We start from the raw sequence: 22,995 nt of genomic DNA, 5'->3' as shown, positions 1-22,995 counted from the left end.
TCGCAATTGCGAGCGGCGCCAAGCCGGCATCGCTACGTCGGAACCCCTGCCGTTGCGCGACTACTCCACTCATACACCTGCCGTCGAACTGTTCGAACATCGAATGACAACAGCGGGTCGGCTCAAGACGGTCGCAGGTAGCCAACTATTCATAATCCCCCCAAAAGGGACTCTCTACCTATTCGCCTGGCGAATCACTGTGACCGCTGACTCGTAGCGAAATCAGCCACCGTGACACAGCGTGAGAGCCTACAGGTGGAAATGGCCTGCGGCCTCTGGCTGATAAAGCACTTTCCTAATCTGAATATGGCGGGTCCGGTTCGTCATGCGCCAGTCGAAGGCATCGCCCACCTTGTAGCCCAGGATCGCGGTACCAATGTCGGAGCAAACCGACAATTTCCCGACGCTGTCATCCGCGTCCTCCGGGTAGACCAGCGCCACTTCCATTTCCTCGTCGTCCAGCTGCAGCAAAGTCCTTGAGTTCATCGTGACGACATTCTGCGGCACTTGACGCGGCTCGACGACGATGGCCCGCTCGATCTCGTGCTCGAGTTCGAAAACTGCCGAGGGATGCTCGAATACGAGCAGACTCGTGAGCCGTTCCTTGTCGAATTCGGTGATGTGGATGTCAGCGGCGTGATTCGAGGCGCCTTCTCGCAAGAGCCGGAGATAACGCTCGGCGCTCATGGCGAACGACTTCACGGTAGGCGTCTGGCTTTCCAGCACGAAGTCACAGTGTTCGAAAGCCTTCAGCGAACGCGTGTTTTCCATGTGGATCTTGGCGATGAGCTTGTCGGCCCGCATTTCGAAGAACGCGAGTTTCATCCCTTCGCGGATGGCGCTGGCGCCAAGCCTGCGCCCCCAGTTGTCGCGGTTGCCGATGACCAGGACCATTTCACAGTCGCGCCCGGTTTTGACGAGACGTACAAAACCCACAGGCACATCATGCCGATCGTAGGCCATGAAGAACCGACCGCCTTGATTGAACAGATGGGTCAGGACAGGCAGCTGAACACGTCCGATGACGTCTTCGATAAAGCGGGAAACATGGCGGGAATCGCTCAGGTAGCGGGTGACGCATTCGTCCTCCAGCCAGTCCATGAGAGTGAGCGCGTCGGCCCGAGTGATCTCGGGACACAGAGAAATGAAAGGCTTGGTCATCTTCACCACTTTGGCAGCGAGAATGAAAGCCTTTCATGGACACAGCCATGACGGTTCTTTCGGGAGAGCCGCCATTTTAGGGTTCTGCGAGTGCGAAGTCGAGGCGACCCGCGTATGCCGCTTGAAGCAACCCCGTGACCAAGGACCTTGGTCTCTGCTGACCCTACCCTTGTTCAGTCATCACTCACCCATCCCCCCGCTCCCCCGCAAACTCTCCCGGCGTCGCCCCGAAATGCTCCCTGAAGCTCGCGATAAACGCCGACACCGATTCGTAGCCGCAGGCGATGGCGACGTCGGTGACGCGCTCGCCGGCCTCGAGCAGGGGTAAGGCGCTGATCAGGCGCAGGCGCTGGCGCCAGAGGCGGAAGTTCAAGCCGGTGTGCTGGCGGAAGAGGCGTGCCAGCGTGCGCTCCGTGCACCCCAGGCGCGCGCTCCAGGCCGCCAGGCCTTCGCGTGAATCGGGCTCGGCCTCCAGCGCTTCGCAGATCTGGCGCAGGCGGGGCTCCTGCGGCAGCGGCAACATCAGGCCCAGCGTGGGGGCTGCGGCCACCTGATCGAGCAGGACGGCGGCGAGTCGGCCGCCCGGCCCGTGCTCGTCGTACTCGGCCGGCAGGGCGCCGAAGACGCGGATCAGCTCGCGCAGCAGCGGGCTCACGGCAAGTACGCGGCAACCGCCCTGCGCGGCGGGCAAGGCGGCGGGCTCGATGTAGAGGCTGCGGATCTCGGTGTCGGCAGAGCAGCGCACCTGATGCGCCACACCCGCAGGAATCCACACCGCGCGCTGCGGGGGCGCGATGAATCGCCCCGCGTCGGTGCGCACGTCGAGCACGCCCGCCACCGCGTATGCAAACTGGACCCAGGGATGGGCGTGACGATAGCCGAGCGCGCGATTGGCCACCGACTCGGCGTGGCCGAATATCGATCGCGGCAGGGCGGCGAGCCCGGCGAGTTCTTCGGAAGGCGTCGGCAGCATGTCTTGTCAGCGATATCGAAGAGCCGGTTGGCGTTAGCTGGAAGTATCGCCCTTCGGTAGGCTTCGTCTCAAGCGCGCTGCCGTCGCGGCCAGCGCGCCTTTCCGGGGCCTGTTTCCAGCCCGGTTCCACCCGACCCTCTCCCCTCCGCACACGCCCGGACCGCCATGAACCTTCTGCTTCTGCTTTTCGACCGCTTCACGCTCCTGCTCACCGCCGTGGTGGTGCTGGCCACCGTTCTGCCCGCGCAGGGCGCATTCGCCGTGTTCTTCGACTGGCTGACCCATGCGGGGATCGCGCTGCTGTTCTTCCTGCATGGCGCGCGGCTTTCGCGCCGGGCCATTATCGACGGAGCGATGCACTGGCGCCTGCACCTGCTGGTGTTCGTGTGCACCTTCGCGATGTTTCCCCTGCTCGGCCTTGCGCTCGGGCCGGTGCTGCGTCCGCTGCTGGGCGACGGACTCTGGCTCGGCATGCTCTACCTGTGCCTGCTGCCGGGCACGGTGCAATCGGCCATCGCCTTCACCTCGATCGCGCGCGGCAACATTCCGGCCGCCGTCTGCGCGGCGTCGGCCTCGAGTCTGGTCGGCATCGTGCTCACGCCGCTGCTGGCGGGCCTGGTGCTGGGCAGCACCGGGGCGGGCGTGCCGCTCGGGGAAGCCGTGCTGAAGATCGGCGTGCAGTTGCTGCTGCCCTTCGCGGCCGGCCATGCCCTGCGCCCGTGGATCGCCGACTGGGTGATGCAGCAGCAGCGCTGGCTGCGCCTGGTGGACCAGGGGTCGATCCTGCTCGTGGTGTATACGGCCTTCGGCGCGGCGGTGCTCGACGGGATCTGGCGCGTGGTGCCGGCCTCGGCGCTGGCGCAGTTGGTGGTGTGCTGCGTGGTGCTGCTCGCGCTGGTGCTGGTCGCCACCACCTGGCTCGCGCGCACGTTCGGCTTCAATGTCGAGGACGAGATCACGATCGTGTTCTGCGGCTCGAAGAAGAGCATGGCGACCGGGGTGCCGATGGCGCAGATCATCTTCAGCGGCGGGGCGGCGGGCCTCGCCATCCTGCCGCTGATGGTGTTCCACCAGATCCAGTTGATGGTGTGCGCCGTGATGGCGCGGCGATACGCCGAGCGCGACCAGTCGGCCGCCGTGGAGCAGCGCGCCCCGCACTGAGGGCCGAGGCCGCGCCGCGCCTCTGAGCCGGGCGCGGCCTCGTCAGTGCTGATCGCCGGTATTGGCCGCGGCGAGGAAGGCCGGCCGCTCGCCACCGCCATGCAGCAGCAGGTTGGTGCCGGCGAAGTAGGCGGCCATCGGCGAGCCGGCGTACAGACAGGCGTTGGCGATGTCGTCCGGCGTCGCCATGCGGCCGGCGGGGATGGTGGCACCCACCGCGGCGATGCCGGCCTCGTCGCCATAGTGCAGGTGCGCCTGCTCGGTCTGCACCAGCCCCGGGCTGATGGTCAACACACGTACCTTGGGCGCCCACTCCACCGCCAGCGAGGACGCCAGCGACAGCACGCCGGCCTTGGCCGCGCCATAGGCCGCAGTGCCCGGCGAGGGACGCGACGCGGCAACGCTGCCGATGAAGATGATGACGCCGCCGCCGTCCTGTTCCTGCATCAGCGCATTGGCTTGCTGGGCGACGTTGAGCGGGGCGATGAGGTTGAGGCGGATGATGCCTTCGTGAAAGCGCGGCGAGGCCTTGTCGGCGAGCGCGAAGGGCGCGCCGCCGGCGTTGTTGACCAGCACGTCGAGGCGGCCGAAGCGCTCGCGGATGGCGGCGAACAGGGCCTGCAGCGATTCGACGTCGCGCACGTCGGCAGGGATGAAGTCAGCCGTCTTGCCGCCGGCCTCGGGCAGCACCTCCGGCGCATTGCGGCCGCAGACGACCACCGTCGCCCCCGCAGCGAGGAAGCCCCGCGCGATGCCGGCGCCGATGCCCTTGGTGCCGCCGGTCACGAGCACGACCTTGCCGCGGTAATCCAGCGCCACCGATGGGGAAGCCTGAGTATTCATGCACCTGTCTCCACGAGGGTTCGTTCGATGCCTGCGAGTCTAGGGGCGCGCTTCGACCCGATCGTCGTCTGAACGGACGATGAGCGGCTTGCGTCGAGGACGGAACATTCGTCCCATCCCCTTCCCCGGCCGTCGCGCGCGGGGCGCTCCTGGAGACGCCATGACCACAGACCTGACACCGCCGTCCGATCCGGCCTCGCCCCTGCTGCTCGAACGCCTCGACGGCGGCGTCGCCCTGCTGCGCCTGAACCGGCCGCAGGCCACCAACGCGCTGTCGCTCGAACTGCAGGCCCTGCTGTCGCAGCGCTTCACCGAGCTGGCGGCGGACGACATGGTGCGCTGCATCGTGCTGACCGGTGGCGACAAGGTGTTCGCGGCGGGCGGCGACATCACCAGCATGGCCGGCGTCGGCCCGATCGAGATCACCCAGCGCCACACCGAGCGCGTGTGGGGCCCGATCCAGCATTGCCCCAAGCCGGTGATCGCCGCGGTGTGCGGCTACGCCTACGGCGGGGGCTGCGAACTAGCAATGCTGGCCGACATCATCGTCGCCGGCGAGGGCGCCCGCTTCTGCCAGCCCGAAATCCGCATCGGCATCATGCCGGGCATCGGCGGCACGCAGCGCCTGGTGCGCGCGGTCGGCAAGGCCAAGGCGATGCGCATGGCGCTGACCGGCAAGCCGATCACCGCGCACGAGGCGTGGACCGCCGGCCTGATCAGCGACCTGGTGCCCGACGATCAGGTGATTCCGACCGCGATCGAGCTGGCGCGCACCATCGCGGCGATGCCCCCGCTGGCCGCCGAACAGATCAAGGAATGCATCCTGCTGGGCATGGATGCCCCGCTCGAAACCGCGCTGGCGATGGAGCGCCGCGCCAACGCGCTGCTGTTCGCCTCGCGCGACCAGAAGGAAGGCATGCAGGCCTTCATCGACAAGCGGCCGCCGAAGTTCGAAGGTCGCTGACCCCCTCCAATCCACATCGGCCCATCAACAGGAATCGAAATGTCCGACTCGCTCTTCAGACTGGATGGCTGCGTGGCCATCGTGACCGGCGCCGGCCGCGGCATGGGCCGCGGCGTGGCCGAGACCCTGGCCCGCCAGGGTGCAACCGTCGCAGTCAACGACTTCTTCCCCGAGCGCGCCGAAGCCGCCGCTGCCGAACTGCGCGCCGCCGGGCTGAAGGCCCTGGCCGCGCCCGCCGACGTCACCGACTACGATGCGGTGCAGAAGATGGTGGCCGCGGTACGCGAGCAGGCCGGCATCGTGGACATCTATGTCTCCAACGCCGGCGTCCCGACCACCGGCATGGGCTACGGCAAGTTCCTCGAGTCCCGGCCCGAGGACTGGGAGCGCTTCGTCAAGCTCAACATGTACGGCCTGATGAACGGCTGCCACGCGGTGCTGCCGGGCATGATCGAGAAGAAATGGGGCCGCATCGTGGCCATCACCTCCGAGTCCTGGCGCGCGGCCGTGCCGATGGGCATCGCTGCCTATGCGGCCTCGAAGGCCGGCGTGGTCGGCTTCGTGCGTCAGCTCGCGGCCGAGGTCGGGCGCAAGGGCGTGAATGTGAACGCGCTGTCGCTGGGCACGATGAACAACTGGGAAGGCTCGGAGGATCTCGCACGCAAGAACTGCATCATCCCGCGCGCTGGTTCGCCCGCCGATGTCGGCGCAGGCGTCGCCTACCTCGCCTCGCGCGAGGCGGAATGGGTCACCGGCCAGATCGTGCCGCTGAACGGCGGCGGCATCACCGCCTGAGTCGCCCCGCCTCAATCGCCCCTTCTCTGGCCGGGCCCAGCCTGGTCACGCAAACGCCCCATCGGTCCCGGACGGAACCGATGGGGCGTTGTCTTGTGGGCACGCCAGCCGCGCGCACCGAACCGCCTCAGGCCAGGCGGAAGCGTCCCGACAGATCGTCCAGCGTGCGCGCCAGCGCATCCAGCCCGGCAGCCGACTCGGCGCTGCGGGTGGCGCTTGCCGAGAGGTCGCCCGTGCCGCTGGAAACACTCTCGATGCGGCGCACGATCTCGCGCGTGGACTCGGCCTGCGCCTTGATCAACTCGCCGATGCTGCCCACGGCCTCGAACACTGCATGGGTGCCCTCGCGGATGCTCTCGACCGACACCTCGGCGTCGCGCGACAAGCCCTGCCCCGCGGCCACCCGCTCGACGACCTGCTTCATGCCGGCGGAAACGCCGCGGGTGCGATCCTGGATATCGCTGATCGTGACGATGATCTCCTGCGTCGACGCTGCCGTGCGTTCGGCCAGCTTGCGCACCTCGTCGGCAACGACGGCGAAACCGCGCCCCTGCTCGCCCGCACGCGCGGCCTCGATGGCTGCGTTGAGCGCCAGCAGGTTGGTCTGCTCCGCCACCTCACGGATGACATTGACCACGCCGCTGATGCGTTGCGACAGCTGCTCGAGTTCCTGGACCTGGAGGGCGGTGGTGTCGACCACCTCGGCCACGCGGTGCATCTCCCGGGCCATGCTGCGGATGAACTGCCGGCTGTCCTCGGCGCGGGCCGAGGAGCGCTCGGTGGTCTGCAGCGAGAGGCTGGCATGCGTTTCCACCTGGTCGATCGAATGGACCAGGGCATTGGCCGCCTCGGACATGCGGTTGAGCGCCTCTTCCTGCGACAGCGCGCGCTCCGAGGCCGTCCCGGCGATGCCCGACATCTGGCGCGCCTCCACGCCCAGCTGCTTCACCTCGCGGCGCAGGTCGTCGACCAGGCCGTGGAGCCGGTCGCGCATGTGCCCGATCTCGCCGAGCAGCACGCCGAACTCGTCCGAACCCAGCGCGGGCACGCTCACCGAGAGGTCGCCATCCGCGATCGAGCGGGCGACGCGCGACGCCACGCCGAAGGCGGTGCGCAGGCGCCGGAGCGTACTCACCGCGATGAAGACGCCGCACAGCGTGCCGATGACCGAGAGCGCCAGATAGGCGCTGATGGTGGCGTGGTAGCGCTGCTGCGCAGCCTCATACATGCGGGCCGTCACGTCCGTCTGATGGGCATGGAGCGCAGCCAAGGCCTCGCCCGTGGCATCGCCCGCCGGTTCGCCGCCCTGGACGAAGGCACTCATGTAGGTCTGGCGAAAGTGGCCGGTGCGCAGCGACGCAAGCACTTCGTCGACCTGAGCCAGCCACTCCCGGTAGTGCCCCTCGAAGGCGGTGAACAAGGCCTCTTCCTCCGGATCGCGCAGCCGCTCACGCTGCAACTGCAGCAAGGTCTCCATTTCGCGCGTGTTGCGATCGATCTGCTCGAGGTAATAGGGCAGCGGCCGCTCGTGCGCCGAGGCCAGGCCGCCCTCGGGGTCGAGTTGGAAGGCAAGCGGGATCAGCCGGCGGTTCGACAGCAGCCGCAACTGGATCGCCTCCAGCCGCCCCAGGGTGGCGATGTTGATCTCGTGAACCTCGCGCAGTGACTCCTTGGCCTGGTGAAGTCCGTACCAGCCGAAGGCCACCGCCGCGAAGAACAGGAAGCCCGCAACTGCGGCCCAGATCCACAGTCGCTGTGCAATGCTGAGTTTCGTCACGCTGCAGTGCCCTCGTCAGCCCGCCGCACGCACACAGTTCAAGGCGACATCGTTGGGCGGATTCATGACGCACATCGTTCCCGCGGGGTGATAGATGTAGGGAATGCAGCGGTTGCAGTTGATGCAACCCGAGGCCTTGACCTCGCCCCGCTGCAGCTTGTTGACGAACTGCGAGTCGTGGATGAGCGGCCGGGCCATGACCACCGCCTCGAAACCTTCGGCCATCGCCTGCTCGGCATTGGCGAGCGAACGCGCACCACCGAGATAGGCCAGCGGGATGTCCACGGCCGCCCGGATCTGGCGCGAGTACTCGAGGAAATACATCTCCCGGAATTGGACCTTGGGCGTGCCGATCTGCGACAACTTCATCATCAGCCCGGTCAGCCAGCTGCCCTTGAGCACCTTCTTCATCTCGTCCATGTCGAAGTTGCTGCCGAACATGAACCAGCCCGACTCCATGTTGCGTCCGCCCGACAACACCAGCATGTCGGCACCGGCCTGCTGCAACAGTCGCGCAGTGACGATGGCGTCGTCGGCCGTCGCACCACCGGGCACGCCGTCGGCGACGTTGATCTTCGCCAGCACCGCCATCTGGTGGCCGACCTTCTCCTTGACCCGGCGCAGCACCTCGGCCGGGAAGCGGGCGCGATTCTCGGCGCTGCCGCCGTACTCGTCGGTGCGCTTGTTGGAGATGGGCGAGATGAACTGGTTGAGCAGGTAGCCGTGGCCCATGTGGATCTCGACCGCATCGAAGCCGGCCTGGCGACACAGTTCAGCTGCGTCAACAAACTGCTGCGCCACCAGGTCCATGTCGGCGCGCGTCATGGCCCGTTTGCGCAAGTTGCCGCGCATGAACCCCGCCTTGTTGAAGCCGCCGGAGGCACTCATCGTCGGCTCTTCCACCTTGACCGAGGTGACGAAGGAACCACCATGCGTGATCTGGTAGGAGATGGCGCCACCCTCGGCATGCACGGCCTCGGCCAGCGCCTCCAGGTCGGGCAGGATCTCGGGGCGCATCCACACCTGGTTCGGCAAGGTACGACCGACCTTCGACACCGCCCCGTAGGCCACCGTGGTGAGGCCGACGCCGCCGGCCGCCATGTCACGATGGTGCTTGACAAGCGCCTTGCTGGGTGCACCATCGACCACCATGCCCTCGTTGGCACCCGCGCGGATGAAACGGTTGCGCAAGGTGACAGGCCCCAGCTTGAAGGGGGTAAACAGCGTGTTTTTCTCGTTCATGAAATGTCTCGTGAAGTTCATGGAGTGGCACGGATGGCGCGAGGCGCTCACGCCGGAACGCGCACCATCGCTCTCAGCTCGTTCTTGACGACCTTGTTCGACGCATTGACCGGCAGCGACGCGAAGAAGCGCACGAAGCGCGGCACCTTGTAATTGGCCATGCGCTCCCGCGACCAGGCGATCAGCCCGGGCTCGTCCAGGGCATGCCCCGGGCGCAGCACGACGCAGGCGCAGCCGACTTCGCCCATGCGTTCGTCGGGCAAGCCGATCACCGCCACCTGTGCGATCGAGGGGTGCGCGGTGAGCGCGGCCTCGATCTCGGCCGGGTAGCAGTTGAAGCCACCAACGATGAACATGTCCTTGAGGCGATCGGTGATGCGCAGGTAGCCACGCGCGTCCAGCGTGCCCACGTCGCCGGTGTGCAGCCATCCATCCGAATCGATCGTCTCGGCGGTGGCCTTGGCGTCCTCGAAGTAGCCCCGCATGACGTGGAAGCCGCGCAGGCAGATCTCGCCGGCCTCACCCACGGGCAGCGGCCTGTTCTCGCCGTCGACGATGCGGATCTCGGTGCCCGGGATGGCGTGGCCGCTGGTCAGCGCCACGGTTTCGGCGTCGTCGTCGGCGGCACAGATGGTGGCCAGCCCGCCGCATTCAGTGAGGCCGTAGGCCGTCAGCACGACCTCGAAGCCGAGTTCGTGGCGCATGCGCTCGATCAGCACCGGCGGGATGGTCGAAGCGCCGGTGACAGCGACGCGCAGGCTGGAAAGGTCAGTCTGCGCCAGCTTCGGATGCGCGAGCATCGACAGGTAGAGCGTCGGCGGCCCGGGCAGCACACTGATGCGGTCGGCCTCGATGCGGCGGAACACCGCCTCGGCGTCGAACACCGGGTGCGGCAGCACGGTGGCGCCGGCGATCAGGCAGGTGACCCAGCCCGCCTTGTAGCCGAAGGTGTGGAAGAAGGGATTGACGATCAGGTAGCGGTCGCCGGCACGGATGCCGGCGATCTTCACGTACTCGGTGAAGGCCTGGATGATCTGGCCATGGGCGCTGATTACGCCCTTGGGCCGACCGGTGGTGCCGGAGGTGAACATCAGGTCCGACATGTCGTCGGGCTGCACCGCCTGCGCCCGCACGCGCGCCTGGCCCTCGCTCACGCCCTCGCCGTCGGCGAGGAAGCGCGCCCAGTCGGTGTCGGCATGCGCGCCGGCTTCGCCGATCGCCACCACCTTCTCCAGCGTGGCGGGACGGCAGCCGGCGAGCATCGCCGGATAGTCGATCTCGAGGAAGCGGTCGACGACGAAGAGGATGCGGGCGTGGCTGCGTTCGATGATGTCGGCCGCCTCGGCGCCCTTCATGCGGGTGTTGATCGGCACCATCGCCGCGCCCGCGCAGTGGATGCCGAGCGCGGCCAGGATCCATTCGGCGCGGTTGGGCGCCCAGATCGCAACCCGGTCGCCTGGTTCGATGCCGTGGGCGATCAGCGCGCGGGTGACGGCAAGAACGCGCGCCGGCAGGTCCGCGTAATGGATTCGGGTGTCGCCGTCCTCGATGAAGAGACAGTCGCCGTGGCGCTTTGCGGCCTCGAGCACCAGCGCGGGCAGGCTTCGGGCGAGCGGCGGTACGAAATGTGCGGTCATGATGATTCCGGTGGTGTTGCGGCGGCTCAGATGCTCATCACGAACTGGCCGCTGTCGACGCGCAGCTCGATGCCATTGACTGCGCGCGCGCCATCCTCGGCAAGAAAGAGGACGGCGGCGGCGACGTCCTCGGGCAGGCAGGCACGGTTCATCGGGTCGGCATCGATGGTGAAGCGCGCCGGGTCGACGCCCTTGGGGTACGAGCCTGCGGTCATCGGCGTCATGACGCCGTCGGGGTGGATGGAGTTGCAGCGGATGCGGTACTTGGCCTTGCGACAATGGGCGGCGACCGCGCGCGTAAGCCCTGAAATCGCGGCCTTGGAGGCGCCATAGGCAGCGTAGTCTTCCTTGGCGGCGATGCCGGCGATCGACGACATGTTGATGATCGATCCGCCCCCGCCCTCCTTCATCAGCGCCACGCCGGCCTTGCAGCCGAGGAAGACGCTGTCGGCATTGACGCGCATCAGGCGCTGCCAGTCCTCCAGCGAGGCGTCCTCGATCGAGCCCTTCACCAGGATGCCGGCATTGTTTACCAGGATATCGAGACAGCCGAAGCGCGCGCGCACCGTTGCCATCACCGCGTCCCAGTCGGCGGCCGAGGCGGCGTCCTGGCGGATGAAGACGGCCTTGCCGTTCAGGCCGGCGGCCAGCGATTCGCCCGCGTCGACGTTGAGGTCGGTGAACACGACCTGTGCGCCCTCGCGGACGAAGCATTCCACCGTCGCGCGCCCGACGCCGCTCGCGCCCCCCGTGACGAGCGCCACCTTGCCTTCGATTCGTCCTGCCATGTGCAATGTCTCCTGAAGTACGGTCAAGCGTTGGCTGCGATGTGGTGTGCCGCGATGTAGCCGAAGGTCATCGCCGGTCCGATGGTGGCACCGGCGCCCGGATAGGCAGTGCCCATCACCGAGGCCGAGGTGTTGCCGATGGCGTAAAGACCTTCGATCGGCGTGCCGTCGGGTCGCACCACGCGGGCCTGCGCATCGGTCAGCAGTCCGCCCTTGGTGCCGATGTCGCCCGCATCCATGCGCATCGCGTAGAACGGCCCCTTCTGGATCGGCGCGAGGCAGGGGTTGGGCTTGACGTTTACATCGCCGTAGTAGCGGTCGAACACGCTGTCGCCACGGCCGAAATCGGCGTCCTTGCCGCTACGGGCGTAGTCGTTCATCTTCGCCACGGTGTCCGCGAGCCCGGCGGGGTCGACACCGATCTGGCGCGCCAATTCGTCGAGCGTATCGGCCTTCCAGTACACGCTGCCCAGCCACTCATTGCGCAGGCGGCTGTCGGGCATGATCTGCGCTGGCATCAGCGGGCCCATCGCATAGTGGAAGCGGAAGTGGGCATCGAAGATGCACCACGCCGGCACGTTCTTGCCGCCGGTGGCGTTGTAGTCCTTGTACATCGCATCGCCGAATTCAAGGTAACCCTCAGCCTCGTTGCAGAAACGCTTGCCAAGGCTGTTGACCACGATGGAGCCCGGGAAGGCGCGCTCGGCAAAGATGCCGCGCGGCTTGTCCTCGCCCACAACCGGAATGGTCGGCGCCCACCACGCCCACTCCATCAGGTCGGTAGCGGCCCCCACGGCCATGCCGGCTTCGAGCGCGGCGCCGGTGTTGTTGCCCGGCGGGGTTGCGCTCCACGCGGCCTTGGTCGGCTGGGGCAGATATTTTTCGCGCAGTGCCTGGTTCTGCTCGAAGCCGCCAGCGCCGAGGATCACGCCGCGACAGGCGGTCAAGGTCAGCTCGCGCCCTTCGCGCACCACCCGGACGCCGATGACGCGATCACCATCGAGCACCAGCTCACGGAAGTCGGTCTTCAGCCACAGCGGTACCTTGCGATCCAGCAGCGAGGCGCGCAGCGCGGACACCAGCGAACTGCCGAGTCCGGCACGGCGGTCGTGCTTGCTCTTCTTGCGCCACTTCAGATCGAGCTTGTAGCGCAGGATCATCCACAGCACCTTCAGGCGCCAGCCGCGCTCGCGCGCCATGGCGATGTGCGCGTCGCGCGCGGTCCACGAGATGCGCCCCATCAGCAGCGTGGCGGGCGAAGGGCGGCGCAGGTTGTCGAGCTCGTCGCCGAGCACGCTGGTGTCGAACAGCTCCGGGTCGAGCGAGCGCCCGCCCGGGAGCGAACCCGGCAGGTGCTGGTAGTAGTCGGGATACTTCTCGGCCACGGCGTAACGCACCCGGGACTTTTCCTCCAGGTACTTGATCATCTTCGGCGCGTGATCGAGGTAGGCGCGCACCTTGGTCTCGTCGGCCTTGCCACCACCGGCCGACAGGATGTACTGCAGCGCCTTGTCGTAGCTGTCCTGGCCGCCCTTGGCCTTGAAGTAGTGGTTGTTCGGGATCCAGATGCCGCCACCCGAGATCGCCGAGGTGCCGCCGAACTTGTCGCTCTTCTCGATCACCAGCACCGACAGCCCGCGGTCGGCGGCGATCACCGCCGAGGTCATCGCGCCCGCACCGGAGCCGACGACGATGACATCCCAGCTCATCTGTGACTGATCTTGCACGCTCACGCTCCACCCCTGATCTTGTTGGAATGTGAGCGATGGTGGCGGCAGGTCGGGCGCGCTTCATCGTCAATGCGGACTAGGCGCGAGCGCGTGGCGTCGCCGGCGCCCGGCATCATCCAATCGAGGGATGCGGCGCTTGCCGTGGAATCCGATCATCGTGCGCGGAGACACCCACAGAAAAGGACAGTCACATGAGCACGAATACACCCTCCCCCATCTACGGGCCCGCCCGCCCCTGCCGCATTGAGGATGTGCCGCGCTGGGACATCGAGACGGACGTGGCCGTGATCGGCTTCGGTGCCGCCGGCAGCTGCGCAGCGATCGAGGCACGCGCGGCGGGCGCCGATGTCCATGTCTTCGAAGTGGCGGCCGCGCCCGGCGGCAGCGCGTCGTGGTCGGGCGGTGAGGTGTATGTCGGCGGCAGCGGCGGCACGCGGGTCCAGCGCGAGCACGGCTTCGAGGACAGCACCGAGGACCTCTACACCTACCTGATGATGGCCGGCGGCCCGGGCGCCGACGCGGAACGCGTGCGCACCTATGCCGAGCACGCCGCCGCCCACTTCGACTGGCTGGAGGCCCAGGGCGTGCCGTTCAAGGGCACCTACCTGCCGGGCAAGTGGATCGAGCCCACGACGGACGACACCCTGCTGTGGTCGGGCAGCGAGGCGGCCTGGCCGTTCAGCGCCAGGGCGAAGCCGGCGCCGCGCGGCCATACCGCGCAATTCGAGGGCTGGGGCGGCGGCAAGGTGCTGATGGAGAAGCTGTGCGCGCGTGCCGAGGCGCTCGGCGCCGTCGTGCATTGCAACAGCCGGGCGCTGAGCCTCGTCGTGGACAAGGCCCACAGCGTAGTCGGCGTGATCGTGCGCATCGACGGCGAAGAAAAATTCGTGCGGGCGCGCAAAGGCGTGGTGCTGTGCGCCGGCGGCTTCATCGTCAACCGCGAGATGGTGGCGCGCTTCGCGCCAGGGGCGCTGGCCTGCAGCGAACTCGTCTCGGGCGGCAACGATGACGGCTCGGGCATCCGCATGGGCATGAGCGTCGGCGGCGCCACCATCCACATGGATCAGTTCTTTGCCACCATCCCATTCTTCCCGCCCGAGTCGCTGGTCAAGGGCATCTTCGTCAACAAGCGCGGCGAGCGCTTCATCAATGAGGATGCCTACCACGGCCGCGTCGGTCACTACGTGCTACGCCAGCCCGAGGGCAAGGCCTGGCTGCTGGTCGATAACGAGATCTTCGGTCGTCCGGTGATCCAGCCCGACCTCAGGGTTGCCGCGGTCGGCGAGACCTGGGAAGAGGTGGAGCAGGAACTCGGCCTGCCCGCCGGCAGCCTGGTGCACACCGTGACCGAGTTCAACCGCCACGCGGCCGAGGGCCAGGACCCGCTGCTGCACAAGGCGGCGAACTGGCTGCGTCCCCTCACCGAGGCGCCCTTCGCCGCGCTCAGCTACTGCAGCGAGGACATGAAGGCCCACGCCTTCACCATGGGCGGCCTGCACACGCGGCCCAGCGGCGAGGTGCTCGACGCCGACGGTCAGCCGATCCCCGGCCTCTACGCCGCCGGGCGCACCGCCTGCGGCCTGCCGCGCTGGGGCGAGGGCTACAGCTCGGGCATGTCGCTCGGCGATTCGACTTTCTTCGGCCGCCAGGCCGGGCTGGCTGCCGCCGGGCGCTGAGAGCGGCGCGCACAAGCACACGGCTAAATAAGAAACGCCGCGATCCCCAGCCGGGGGCGCGGCGTTTCTTCATTACAGCAGGGCTTCGCGCTCCTTGGAAACCGTTGCGTTGACGACCCCTGAGGCGCGTCAGGCTCAGGGCGTGACCTGCGCCTCCATCATCGCCAGGAAGTGCTCGGAGTAAGGCGGCAGCAGACCCCATTCGCGACGCGGATCGTAGGCCGGCGCCTTGAACACCGTGCGCGCATGGCTGAATTCGAGGAAGCCTTCGCGACCGTGGTAGTGCCCCATGCCGGAGGCGCCCACGCCGCCGAAGGGCGCGTCTTCCATCGCGGCGTGGAACATTGCCTCGTTGATCGTGACGCCACCCGACAGCGTGTGCTCGAGCACGCGCTTCTGCTCGCCCTCGTCCTCGCCGAAGTAGTACAGCGCCAGCGGACGCGGACGGCTGTTGATGTCGGCGATGACCGCGTCGATCGCGTCGTAAGGCTTCACGACGACCGCGGGACCGAAGATCTCTTCCTGCATGATCATCGCGTTCGACGGCGGGTCGATGACGATGGCGAGCGGGCGGCGGCGCCCAGCCGCATCGGCCGCCAGCGGCGCCGGCGCGCAGTCCACCCGGGCGCCGGCACGGGCCGCATCGCTGACATAGGCGTCGACCCGGGCCACGTGGCGCTCGTTCACCACCGCGACCATGTCCGGGTTCCCCGCCACACTCGGGAACAGTTCGCCAAAGCTACGCTTGAGCGCGGCGACGAAATCCTCGAGCTGCTCGCGGGCCACATAGACGACGTCCGGATTCACGCACAGCTGCCCGCCGTTGCTCGCCTTCGCGGCGGCGATGCGGAAGGCCGCGGTCGGGAGATCGGCGCTGCGGGCAACGATGGTCGGCGACTTGCCGCCCAGCTCCAGCGTCACCGGCACGAGGTTCTGGGCGGCGTTGCGCATGACCGCCTTGCCGACCTGGGTGCTGCCGGTGAACACGATGTGATCGAAGGGCTGGGCGGTGAAGATCTCGCCCATGTCAGGGCCGCCGGTAACGACCCCGACCTCGAGCGGATCGAACATGTCGACGACCGCCTCGGCCACGACCTGGGCCGTGCGCGGCACTACCTCGGAAGGCTTGAGGATGGCGCGGTTGCCGGCAGCGAGCGCACTGGCGAGCGGACTGAACAGGGTGAACAGCGGCGCGTTCCAGGTACCGATGATGCCCACCGTGCCCTTGGGCTGGTACATCACCCAGGCCTGGGCGCCCAGTTGGTCATAGGGCGGGAACGGCGTGCGCGGTTCGCTCGCCATCCAGGGCTCGAAATGATCGCGGGCATACTTCAGCGAGGTCAGCGAACCGAGCACATCGTTCATCAGCGAATAGCCCTTGGGACGGCCGCCGAAGTCCGCGTCCATGGCCTCGACCAGGGGCTTGTGGTACTTCACCAGCAAGTCGATCGCCGTCTGGATGCGGCGCTTGCGCTCCGCGGCGCTGACGGCGCCAGCGGCATCGAACGCGCTGCGTTGTTGCTGGAGCAGGCCGACCAGGCCTGCGGCGGTAGTGATGATCTCTTTCGTCACGGCAATCGCTCCGGGTTGAGAGGCGGGATTTGACGCAGTTGCGCACGCTGCGAACTTAACCCGCGAACCCCGAAGCCGCGTAGTCCGATCGGACGATCGCCCCAGGCCGCGCCGGCAAAAAACGCTAGTCCGTTGGGACGATGACCCTGTCAGGGGCGAATTCCATACTCGGCGCCATCTTCTCTCCCGTCTTGCGAGACACGACATGACGACGCACAAGGGTTTCGACCCCCAGGCATTCCGCGCCGCGCTCGGCACCTTCACCACCGGGGTCACCATCATCACGACCCGCGCCCCGGATGGCGAAGCGATCGGCATCACCGCCAACAGCTTCAACTCCGTCTCCCTCAATCCGCCCCTGGTCCTGTGGAGTCTGGCGAAGAATGCCCGCAGCCTGCAGGCCTTCTCGAGCGCGAAGCACTGGAACGTGCACGTGCTGTCGGCCGACCAGGAGCCGCTTTCGGGCCGCTTCGCCCGCCAGGGTGAAGACAAGTTCGCGGGACTCGAGCTGGACGACGGCATCAGCAAGGCACCGCTGCTGAAGGACTGCACGGCACGCTTCCAGTGCCGCACTGCCTTCAGCTACGACGGCGGCGATCACGTCATCTTCGTCGGCGAGGTGCTCGCCTACGACCACAGCGATCTGCCGCCGCTCGTCTTCCAGAGCGGCCAGTACGCGCTGGCCGCGCGCAAGCCGCGCGAGGAAGTCCGCCTCGGGGCGACGCCGCCACCCGAGTGCAGCTACACCGAGGACCTGCTCGGCTACCTGCTGGGGCGCGCCCACTACCAGATGCTGTTTGCCCTGCGCCAGTTGCTGAACACGCAGGCCCTGGACGAGCGCTCGTTCTTCGTCCTGTCGGTGCTGTCGATCCGCGACCGTCTGACGCTGAACGAACTGAACGCCTTCATTGCCTATACCGGCATGCTGGCCACGGACGAGTCGATGGCTTCGCTGGAATCGCAGCGCCTGGTCGCGCTCGAAACCCACGATGGCGAAGAGCGTTACGTCCTGACGGCCGACGGCCGCGAGGCCTCGCTGCGCCAGATCGCGCTGGCAAAGGCCGTCGAGGAAGACATCGCGGCCAAGCTCGGCGCAGGCGACGCGATGGCCCTGAAACTACTGCTCAAGCGCCTGATCGCCAGCAGCGACCCGGGCATGCCCGACCTCTGGTCGCCGCGCTGAGCGCCGGCTGACGACACCCCGAACGCTTAATCGAAAAGGACATCCCATGCCTCTCATCGACCGTTTCCGCCTCGACAACCAGGTCGCCATCGTCACCGGCGGAGGCCGCGGCATCGGCCGTGCCATCGCGCTCAGCTACGCCGAAGCCGGCGCCGACGTCGTGTGTGCTGCACGCACGCTGGCCGACGTCGAGGCGGTTGCGAACGCGGTCCGCGCCCTCGGCCGCCGTGCCCTGGCTGTTCAATGCGACGTCACCGACCTGCCGCAACTGGCCAGCGTGGTCGAGGCCGCAATGAACGAATTCGGTCGTATCACCCATCTGGTGAACAACGCCGGTGGTTCGGGGCCCAACGACCCGCTGAAGATGTCGGCGGACAAGTTCGAGGGGGTGTTCCGCTTCAACGTCAGCTCGGCCTACGAGCTGACCCGCCTGTGCGTGCCGCACATGCGCGCGGCTGGCGGCGGCAACGTGGTCAACATCACCTCGGGCGCCGCGCGCTACGCCCAGCCGTATTTCAGCGCCTACGGCACCGCCAAGGCCGGGCTGAGCCAGCTCACCCGCCTGCTGGCGCAGGACTTCGCCCCCGACGTGCGTGTCAATGCGATCGCGCCGGGACCGATCATGACCGCCGCGCTCGACCGTGCCCTGCCCGCCAACATGCGCGAGGGCATGATCAAGAACACGCCGCTGAAGCGGCTGGGCGAAGTCGAGGACATCGCGGCCGCCGCGCTGTACCTCGCGACCCCGGCCTCCGCCTGGGTCACCGGCAAGATCCTCGAGGTCGACGGCGGCGCCGAGTCGAGCGTCTGGCCGGGCTGAACCTGCATCGGACACACGGCCTTCCTTCATTCAAGGACGCAAGCATGGACAACACCCTGATCCGCCAGCTCGGCGACGAACTCTATGACGCCCTGCGCCAGCGCCGAACGCTGGCGCCGCTGACCGACCGCCATCCCGACATCGACGTCGACGATGCCTACCATGTCTCGCTGCACATGCTGTCGCGGCGCGAAGCCGATGGCGAGAAGGTCGTCGGCAAGAAGATCGGCGTGACCAGCAAGCCAGTGCAGGACATGCTGAACGTGCACCAGCCCGATTTCGGCTTCCTGACGGACACCATGCACTACCCCGACGGCGCCACGATTTCCATAGCGAAAGCTGGCCTGATCCAGCCGCGCGCCGAGGGCGAGATCGCCTTCATGCTGAAGGCTGACCTGCACGGCCCGGGCGTGACCCGCGACGACGTGCTCGCCGCGACCGCCTGGGTCGCCCCCTGCTTCGAGATCGTCGACTCCCGCATCGACGACTGGAAGATCCGGATTCAGGACACGGTCGCCGACAACGCCTCCTGCGGCGTCTTCGTCATCGGCGAGCGGCACACCGACCCGGCCGGCCTCGACCTGGCGGCGGTCCGCATGCGCATGCTGCGCAACGGCGAACCCGCCGGCGAAGGCCTGGGATCGGCCGTCCAGGGCCATCCGGCCGAAGCCGTGGCCTGGCTCGCGAACACCCTCGGCCGTTTCGGCATTCCCTTCCGTGCCGGCGAGCTGATCCTGTCCGGTTCGCTGGCGCCGCTGATCCCCGCACGCGCAGGTGACCGTTTCGAGATGGAGATCGAGGGACTGGGCCGCTGTTCGGTCGCGTTCTCCTGACTTTCGCGGCTTGCAGGTGCGCGGCGGCACACCCTCCCTCTTCCACGTGCCGCCGCGTGGCCTGCATCCATCGTTTTGCTGCATCGGGACGGCCGGTCAGGCCCCCACTCGGAGAGCTTAATCCATGAGCAAGAAGATCAAATGCGCCCTGATCGGTCCGGGCAACATCGGCACCGACCTGCTGTACAAGTTGAAGCGTAGCCCGGTGCTGGAGCCGGTGTGGATGGTGGGTATCGACGCCACCTCCGAGGGCCTGGCGCGTGCGCGCGAGATGGGCCTCAAGACCACCGCCGAGGGCGTCGACGGCCTGCTGCCGCATGTGCTGGCCGACGGCGTGCAGATCGCCTTCGACGCCACCAGCGCCTACGTCCATGCCGAGAACAGCCGCAAGCTCAACGAGCTGGGCGTGCTGATGATCGACCTCACCCCGGCCGCGATCGGCCCGTTCTGCGTGCCGCCGGTCAATCTAGCCGAGCATGTCGGCAAGGGCGAGATGAACGTCAACATGGTCACCTGCGGCGGCCAGGCCACGATCCCGATGGTCGCGGCCGTGTCGCGCGTGCAGCCGGTGGCCTACGGCGAGATCGTCGCCACCGTGTCGAGCAAATCGGCCGGTCCGGGCACGCGCAAGAACATCGACGAATTCACCCGCACCACCGCAGGCGCGGTCGAGAAGGTGGGCGGCGCGAAGAAGGGCAAGGCCATCATCATCCTGAACCCGGCCGAGCCGCCGCTGATCATGCGCGACACGGTGCACTGCCTGACCGAGACCGAACCGGACCAGGCCGCGATCACCGAATCCATCCACGCCATGATCCGCGAGGTGCAGAAGTACGTGCCCGGCTACCGCCTCGTGAATGGTCCCGTGTTCGATGGCAACCGCGTCTCGGTCTTCCTGGAAGTCGAAGGCCTGGGTGACTACCTGCCCAAGTACGCCGGCAACCTCGACATCATGACCGCGGCCGGTGCGCGCACCGCCGAGATGTTCGCCGAGGAGATCCTCGCCGGGCGCCTGAAACTCGAATCCAACCGCGCCACGATGGTGGCCTGAGCGGCGACCAGACGAAGGAGATGAACATGGAACTTCGCGGCAAGAAGATCACCGTCCACGACATGACCCTGCGCGACGGCATGCACCCCAAGCGCCACCTGATGACGCTCGAGCAGATGAAGACCATCGCCGTCGGCCTGGACGAAGCGGGCATCCCGCTGATCGAGGTCACCCACGGCGACGGCCTCGGCGGCAGCTCGGTGAACTACGGTTTCCCCGCCCACAGCGACGAGGAATACCTCGGCGCGGTGATCCCGCTGATGAAGCAGGCGAAGGTCTCGGCGCTGCTGCTGCCGGGTATCGGCACGGTGGACCACCTGAAGATGGCGCACGAGTTGGGCGTCTCCACGATCCGGGTGGCCACCCACTGCACCGAGGCCGACGTCTCCGAGCAGCACATCGGCATGGCCCGCAAGCTCGGCATGGACACCGTCGGCTTCCTGATGATGGCCCACATGAACAGCCCCGAAGGGCTGGTCAAGCAAGCCAGGCTGATGGAGAGCTACGGCGCCAACTGCATCTACGTCACCGACTCGGCCGGGCACCTGCTGCCCGACACGGTCAAATCCCGCCTCAGTGCGGTGCGCGATGCGCTCAAGCCCGAGACTGAACTGGGCTTTCACGGCCACCACAACCTCGCCATGGGCGTGGCCAACAGCCTCGCCGCGCTCGAAGTGGGCGCCACCCGCATCGACGCGGCGGCCGCCGGCCTGGGCGCCGGTGCGGGCAACACCCCGATGGAAGTCTTCATTGCGGTGTGCGACCTGATGGGGATCGAGACCGGGGTGGATGTGTTCAAGATCCAGGACGTGGCCGAGGACCTGGTGGTGCCGATCATGGACTTCCCGATCCGCATCGACCGCGACGCGCTCACGCTGGGCTATGCCGGCGTGTATGGCTCCTTCCTGCTGTTCGCCAAGCGCGCCGAGAAGAAGTACGGCGTGCCCGCGCGCGAGATCCTGGTCGAGATGGGCCGGCGCGGCATGGTCGGCGGGCAGGAGGACATGATCGAGGATACGGCGCTGAATCTGGCGCGGGCGAGACAGGCGGCACACGCCAGGGCATGACGACCAAGGCCATGGACACGCCTGCCACCGTGTCGCCGTGGAGGAGCCATGGCCTGCTGCTCCTGCTGGCAATGATGTATGCCGACAACTTTGTCGGCCGACAGATCATCGCGGTGATGATCGAGCCGATCAAGCACGAGTTCGGCGCCAGCGACACCTCGATGGGGCTGATCTCGGGCCTCGCCTTCGCAGCCGTCTTCGCAGTGCTCGGGCTGCCAGCCGGGCGGCTCGCCGACCGTGTGCCGCGCGTCCTCCTGCTTTCGGCATCCTGCATCCTGTGGGGGATTGCAACCCTCCTGTGTGGGCTGACCGGCAGCTTTCTCCTGCTCGTTCTCGCCCGCATGGCCGTTGCCGCCGCAGAAGCGCCTTCGGCGCCCGCGGCGCTGTCGTTGATCGCAGACCTCTACCCTCCTCAGCGGCGCGCATTTGCCATCAGCGTGTTCACCACCGCACCGACCTTTGCCGCAATCGTCGCGCTCAGTCTGGGTGCGTGGCTGGTCGACGCCTATGGCTGGCGCACGAGCTTCATCGTGGTGGGCCTTCCGGCAATGCTGATCGGGATCTTGCTGGCCTTTCTTGGACGCGAGCCCGTGCGCGGGCGATGGGACGCCCCGGTCACACACACGGCCGCGTCGGACATGCGCTCCACAGTCAAAGGACTGTGGGCCGACCGGCCGGTGCGTTACCTCATTCTCGCCAGTGCGACCGCAACCCTGGGCGGGACCTCTTTCGGCATGTGGAACGCGACCTTTCTGGTGCGTTCGCACGGCATCGCGCTGCAACATGCCGGGCTGCTGACTGGCCTCGTCGGCGGCATCAGTGCCGGCCTGGGCGCGATGTTCGCTGGCTGGCTGGCGGACCGCGCAGGCGGCCGTGGGCCGCAATGGCGTATCCGCATTCCTCTCATCGGGCACCTGATTGGCGTGCTCTCCCTGATCACCTACCTGTTCTGGCCCACTGACCTCCTGACGACCATTCTCGGCGTCCCCGTGCCCGAGGCCATGATCTGGTGTGCGCTGAACGGCTTCGCATCGGTATGGTGGCTCGGCCCCTCGTTTGCCCTCCTCACCACCTTGACCGGTTCGCGCAACCGAGCCGTTGCCTTCGCGCTTCAGACCTTGCTCAGCACCTTGCTGGGCCTGGGGATCGGGCCGCTTCTGACGGGGCTCATCAGTGACATCCTGCTACCGCATTTTGGCACCGACACACTCCGCTATGCCCTGCTGGTCAGCTGCGTCACGGCCGCATGCGCAATGCTCCTGCTGCTAAAGGTCGCCAGGGCACTGCATTCGTCGGAAACGATCTTGGGCCGCAAGTCGACAAGCGCAGCCTGAGGGCAAGCCCTGTCGTTGGGGTGCCGCGAATGGCAGCTGTCTCCCGCTGATCCGGTACGCGAGTGCTTACTTCATCGTTCCCGGAGTGACCAGCCCCCGTCTTTAGTACCCGCGCCTGGTTAGCAGAGTGAATCGCCCTAGACTGGTGAGTGTGGTCACCCGATTTGATGTTCCGATGATCACCTAGCGCGGTGGCCTGCACTGGCCTGTCGTCGAATGGAAACGCCGCCCGGCCAAGCTGGATCGCGGCGTTCGATTCGGCCTTGGTAGCTGGTGGACCTCCGAAACTCGGAACAGGATGGCAGCAATCGCAGGCAATGCATCTGCATTTACCTGACAAGGCGAGTGCATTACCATGCAAGACATCCACACATTGACCGGAGAGCGC

Annotated in this window: 19 protein-coding genes; 10 read left to right on the top strand and 9 right to left on the bottom strand. The window is 67.2% G+C overall.

The features are described from left to right. Positions 1 to 249: 249 nt before the first annotated feature. Both C664_RS07510 and C664_RS07505 read right to left on the bottom strand, forming a co-directional pair. Positions 250 to 1,161 (bottom strand): bifunctional GNAT family N-acetyltransferase/nucleoside diphosphate kinase regulator, encoded by a 912-nt coding sequence (locus C664_RS07510; protein WP_004256650.1) that lies wholly within the window; start codon positions 1,159 to 1,161, stop codon positions 250 to 252. A 184-nt stretch (positions 1,162 to 1,345) separates the two neighbouring features. Beyond that, on the bottom strand, positions 1,346 to 2,134 hold the full coding sequence (locus C664_RS07505; protein ID WP_004256648.1) for an AraC family transcriptional regulator: 789 nt from the start codon (positions 2,132 to 2,134) through the stop codon (positions 1,346 to 1,348). Positions 2,135 to 2,299: 165 nt separating this feature from the next. Here C664_RS07505 and C664_RS07500 point away from each other — a divergent pair, with 165 nt between their 5' ends. Continuing rightward, the gene (locus C664_RS07500; RefSeq protein WP_004256643.1) at positions 2,300 to 3,295 is read left to right on the top strand and encodes a bile acid:sodium symporter family protein; all 996 of its coding nucleotides are present in this window, start codon (positions 2,300 to 2,302) and stop codon (positions 3,293 to 3,295) included. Between the two features lie 42 nt (positions 3,296 to 3,337). On the opposite strand, the gene C664_RS07495 is transcribed toward C664_RS07500, so the two are convergent. Continuing rightward, positions 3,338 to 4,138, bottom strand: coding sequence for an SDR family oxidoreductase (locus tag C664_RS07495; protein ID WP_004256641.1), 801 nt, complete (start codon positions 4,136 to 4,138; stop codon positions 3,338 to 3,340). 160 nt (positions 4,139 to 4,298) lie between these two features. On the opposite strand from C664_RS07495, the gene C664_RS07490 reads away from it, so the two are divergent. Together C664_RS07490 and C664_RS07485 are read left to right on the top strand one after the other, a co-directional pair. After that, the gene (locus C664_RS07490; protein WP_004256639.1) at positions 4,299 to 5,102 is read left to right on the top strand and encodes an enoyl-CoA hydratase; all 804 of its coding nucleotides are present in this window, start codon (positions 4,299 to 4,301) and stop codon (positions 5,100 to 5,102) included. Between the two features lie 39 nt (positions 5,103 to 5,141). After that, positions 5,142 to 5,897, top strand: a complete 756-nt coding sequence (locus C664_RS07485; RefSeq protein ID WP_004256637.1) for an SDR family NAD(P)-dependent oxidoreductase — start codon at positions 5,142 to 5,144, stop codon at positions 5,895 to 5,897. A gap of 127 nt (positions 5,898 to 6,024) precedes the next feature. Here C664_RS07485 and C664_RS07480 read toward each other — a convergent pair whose 3' ends face one another. From C664_RS07480 to C664_RS07460, 5 genes are read right to left on the bottom strand one after another with little or no spacing between them, the layout of a single operon-like run. Continuing rightward, positions 6,025 to 7,674 carry a HAMP domain-containing methyl-accepting chemotaxis protein gene (locus tag C664_RS07480; protein ID WP_004256636.1) on the bottom strand — a complete coding sequence of 550 codons (1,650 nt, stop codon included), beginning with the start codon at positions 7,672 to 7,674 and terminating at the stop codon, positions 6,025 to 6,027. Between the two features lie 15 nt (positions 7,675 to 7,689). Next, positions 7,690 to 8,916 carry an NADH:flavin oxidoreductase gene (locus C664_RS07475; RefSeq protein ID WP_004256633.1) on the bottom strand — a complete coding sequence of 409 codons (1,227 nt, stop codon included), beginning with the start codon at positions 8,914 to 8,916 and terminating at the stop codon, positions 7,690 to 7,692. 47 nt (positions 8,917 to 8,963) lie between these two features. Next, positions 8,964 to 10,553, bottom strand: coding sequence for a FadD3 family acyl-CoA ligase (locus tag C664_RS07470; protein ID WP_004256632.1), 1,590 nt, complete (start codon positions 10,551 to 10,553; stop codon positions 8,964 to 8,966). Between the two features lie 26 nt (positions 10,554 to 10,579). Continuing rightward, the gene (locus tag C664_RS07465) at positions 10,580 to 11,341 is read right to left on the bottom strand and encodes an SDR family oxidoreductase (RefSeq protein ID WP_004256630.1); all 762 of its coding nucleotides are present in this window, start codon (positions 11,339 to 11,341) and stop codon (positions 10,580 to 10,582) included. A 23-nt stretch (positions 11,342 to 11,364) separates the two neighbouring features. Continuing rightward, positions 11,365 to 13,068, bottom strand: coding sequence for an FAD-binding protein (locus tag C664_RS07460; protein WP_232435078.1), 1,704 nt, complete (start codon positions 13,066 to 13,068; stop codon positions 11,365 to 11,367). Between the two features lie 194 nt (positions 13,069 to 13,262). Here C664_RS07460 and C664_RS07455 point away from each other — a divergent pair, with 194 nt between their 5' ends. Further along, positions 13,263 to 14,747, top strand: coding sequence for an FAD-dependent oxidoreductase (locus C664_RS07455; RefSeq protein WP_038011221.1), 1,485 nt, complete (start codon positions 13,263 to 13,265; stop codon positions 14,745 to 14,747). A gap of 135 nt (positions 14,748 to 14,882) precedes the next feature. Here the strand turns inward: C664_RS07455 and C664_RS07450 are convergent, their stop codons facing one another. Next, entirely contained in the window at positions 14,883 to 16,319 is a 1,437-nt protein-coding gene (locus C664_RS07450; protein WP_004256624.1) for an aldehyde dehydrogenase family protein, read from the bottom strand. A gap of 205 nt (positions 16,320 to 16,524) precedes the next feature. Between C664_RS07450 and C664_RS07445 the strand changes: the two genes are divergently transcribed. From C664_RS07445 to C664_RS07420, 6 genes are all read left to right on the top strand, one after another. Then, a complete protein-coding gene (locus C664_RS07445) occupies positions 16,525 to 17,502 on the top strand; it encodes a flavin reductase (RefSeq protein WP_004256622.1) in 978 nt (325 codons plus the stop codon). 46 nt (positions 17,503 to 17,548) lie between these two features. Next, positions 17,549 to 18,322, top strand: a complete 774-nt coding sequence (locus tag C664_RS07440; RefSeq protein ID WP_004256620.1) for a glucose 1-dehydrogenase — start codon at positions 17,549 to 17,551, stop codon at positions 18,320 to 18,322. A 44-nt stretch (positions 18,323 to 18,366) separates the two neighbouring features. Further along, complete coding sequence (locus tag C664_RS07435) at positions 18,367 to 19,155, top strand: fumarylacetoacetate hydrolase family protein (protein ID WP_004256618.1); 789 nt, start codon at positions 18,367 to 18,369, stop codon at positions 19,153 to 19,155. 124 nt (positions 19,156 to 19,279) lie between these two features. Next, positions 19,280 to 20,206 (top strand): acetaldehyde dehydrogenase (acetylating), encoded by a 927-nt coding sequence (locus tag C664_RS07430; RefSeq protein WP_004256617.1) that lies wholly within the window; start codon positions 19,280 to 19,282, stop codon positions 20,204 to 20,206. Between the two features lie 26 nt (positions 20,207 to 20,232). After that, entirely contained in the window at positions 20,233 to 21,273 is a 1,041-nt protein-coding gene (dmpG, locus tag C664_RS07425) for a 4-hydroxy-2-oxovalerate aldolase (RefSeq protein ID WP_004256615.1), read from the top strand. Next, on the top strand, positions 21,270 to 22,607 hold the full coding sequence (locus C664_RS07420) for an MFS transporter (protein ID WP_004256613.1): 1,338 nt from the start codon (positions 21,270 to 21,272) through the stop codon (positions 22,605 to 22,607). Before dmpG ends, C664_RS07420 begins: the two co-directional genes overlap by 4 nt. Positions 22,608 to 22,995: the final 388 nt, after the last annotated feature.

Source organism: Thauera sp. 63, from assembly GCF_000310165.2.
Taxonomy (GTDB): Bacteria; Pseudomonadota; Gammaproteobacteria; order Burkholderiales; family Rhodocyclaceae; genus Thauera; species Thauera humireducens.
Note: the sequence above shows the minus strand (reverse complement) of the source record. Positions and strands in the feature narration are given on the sequence as shown.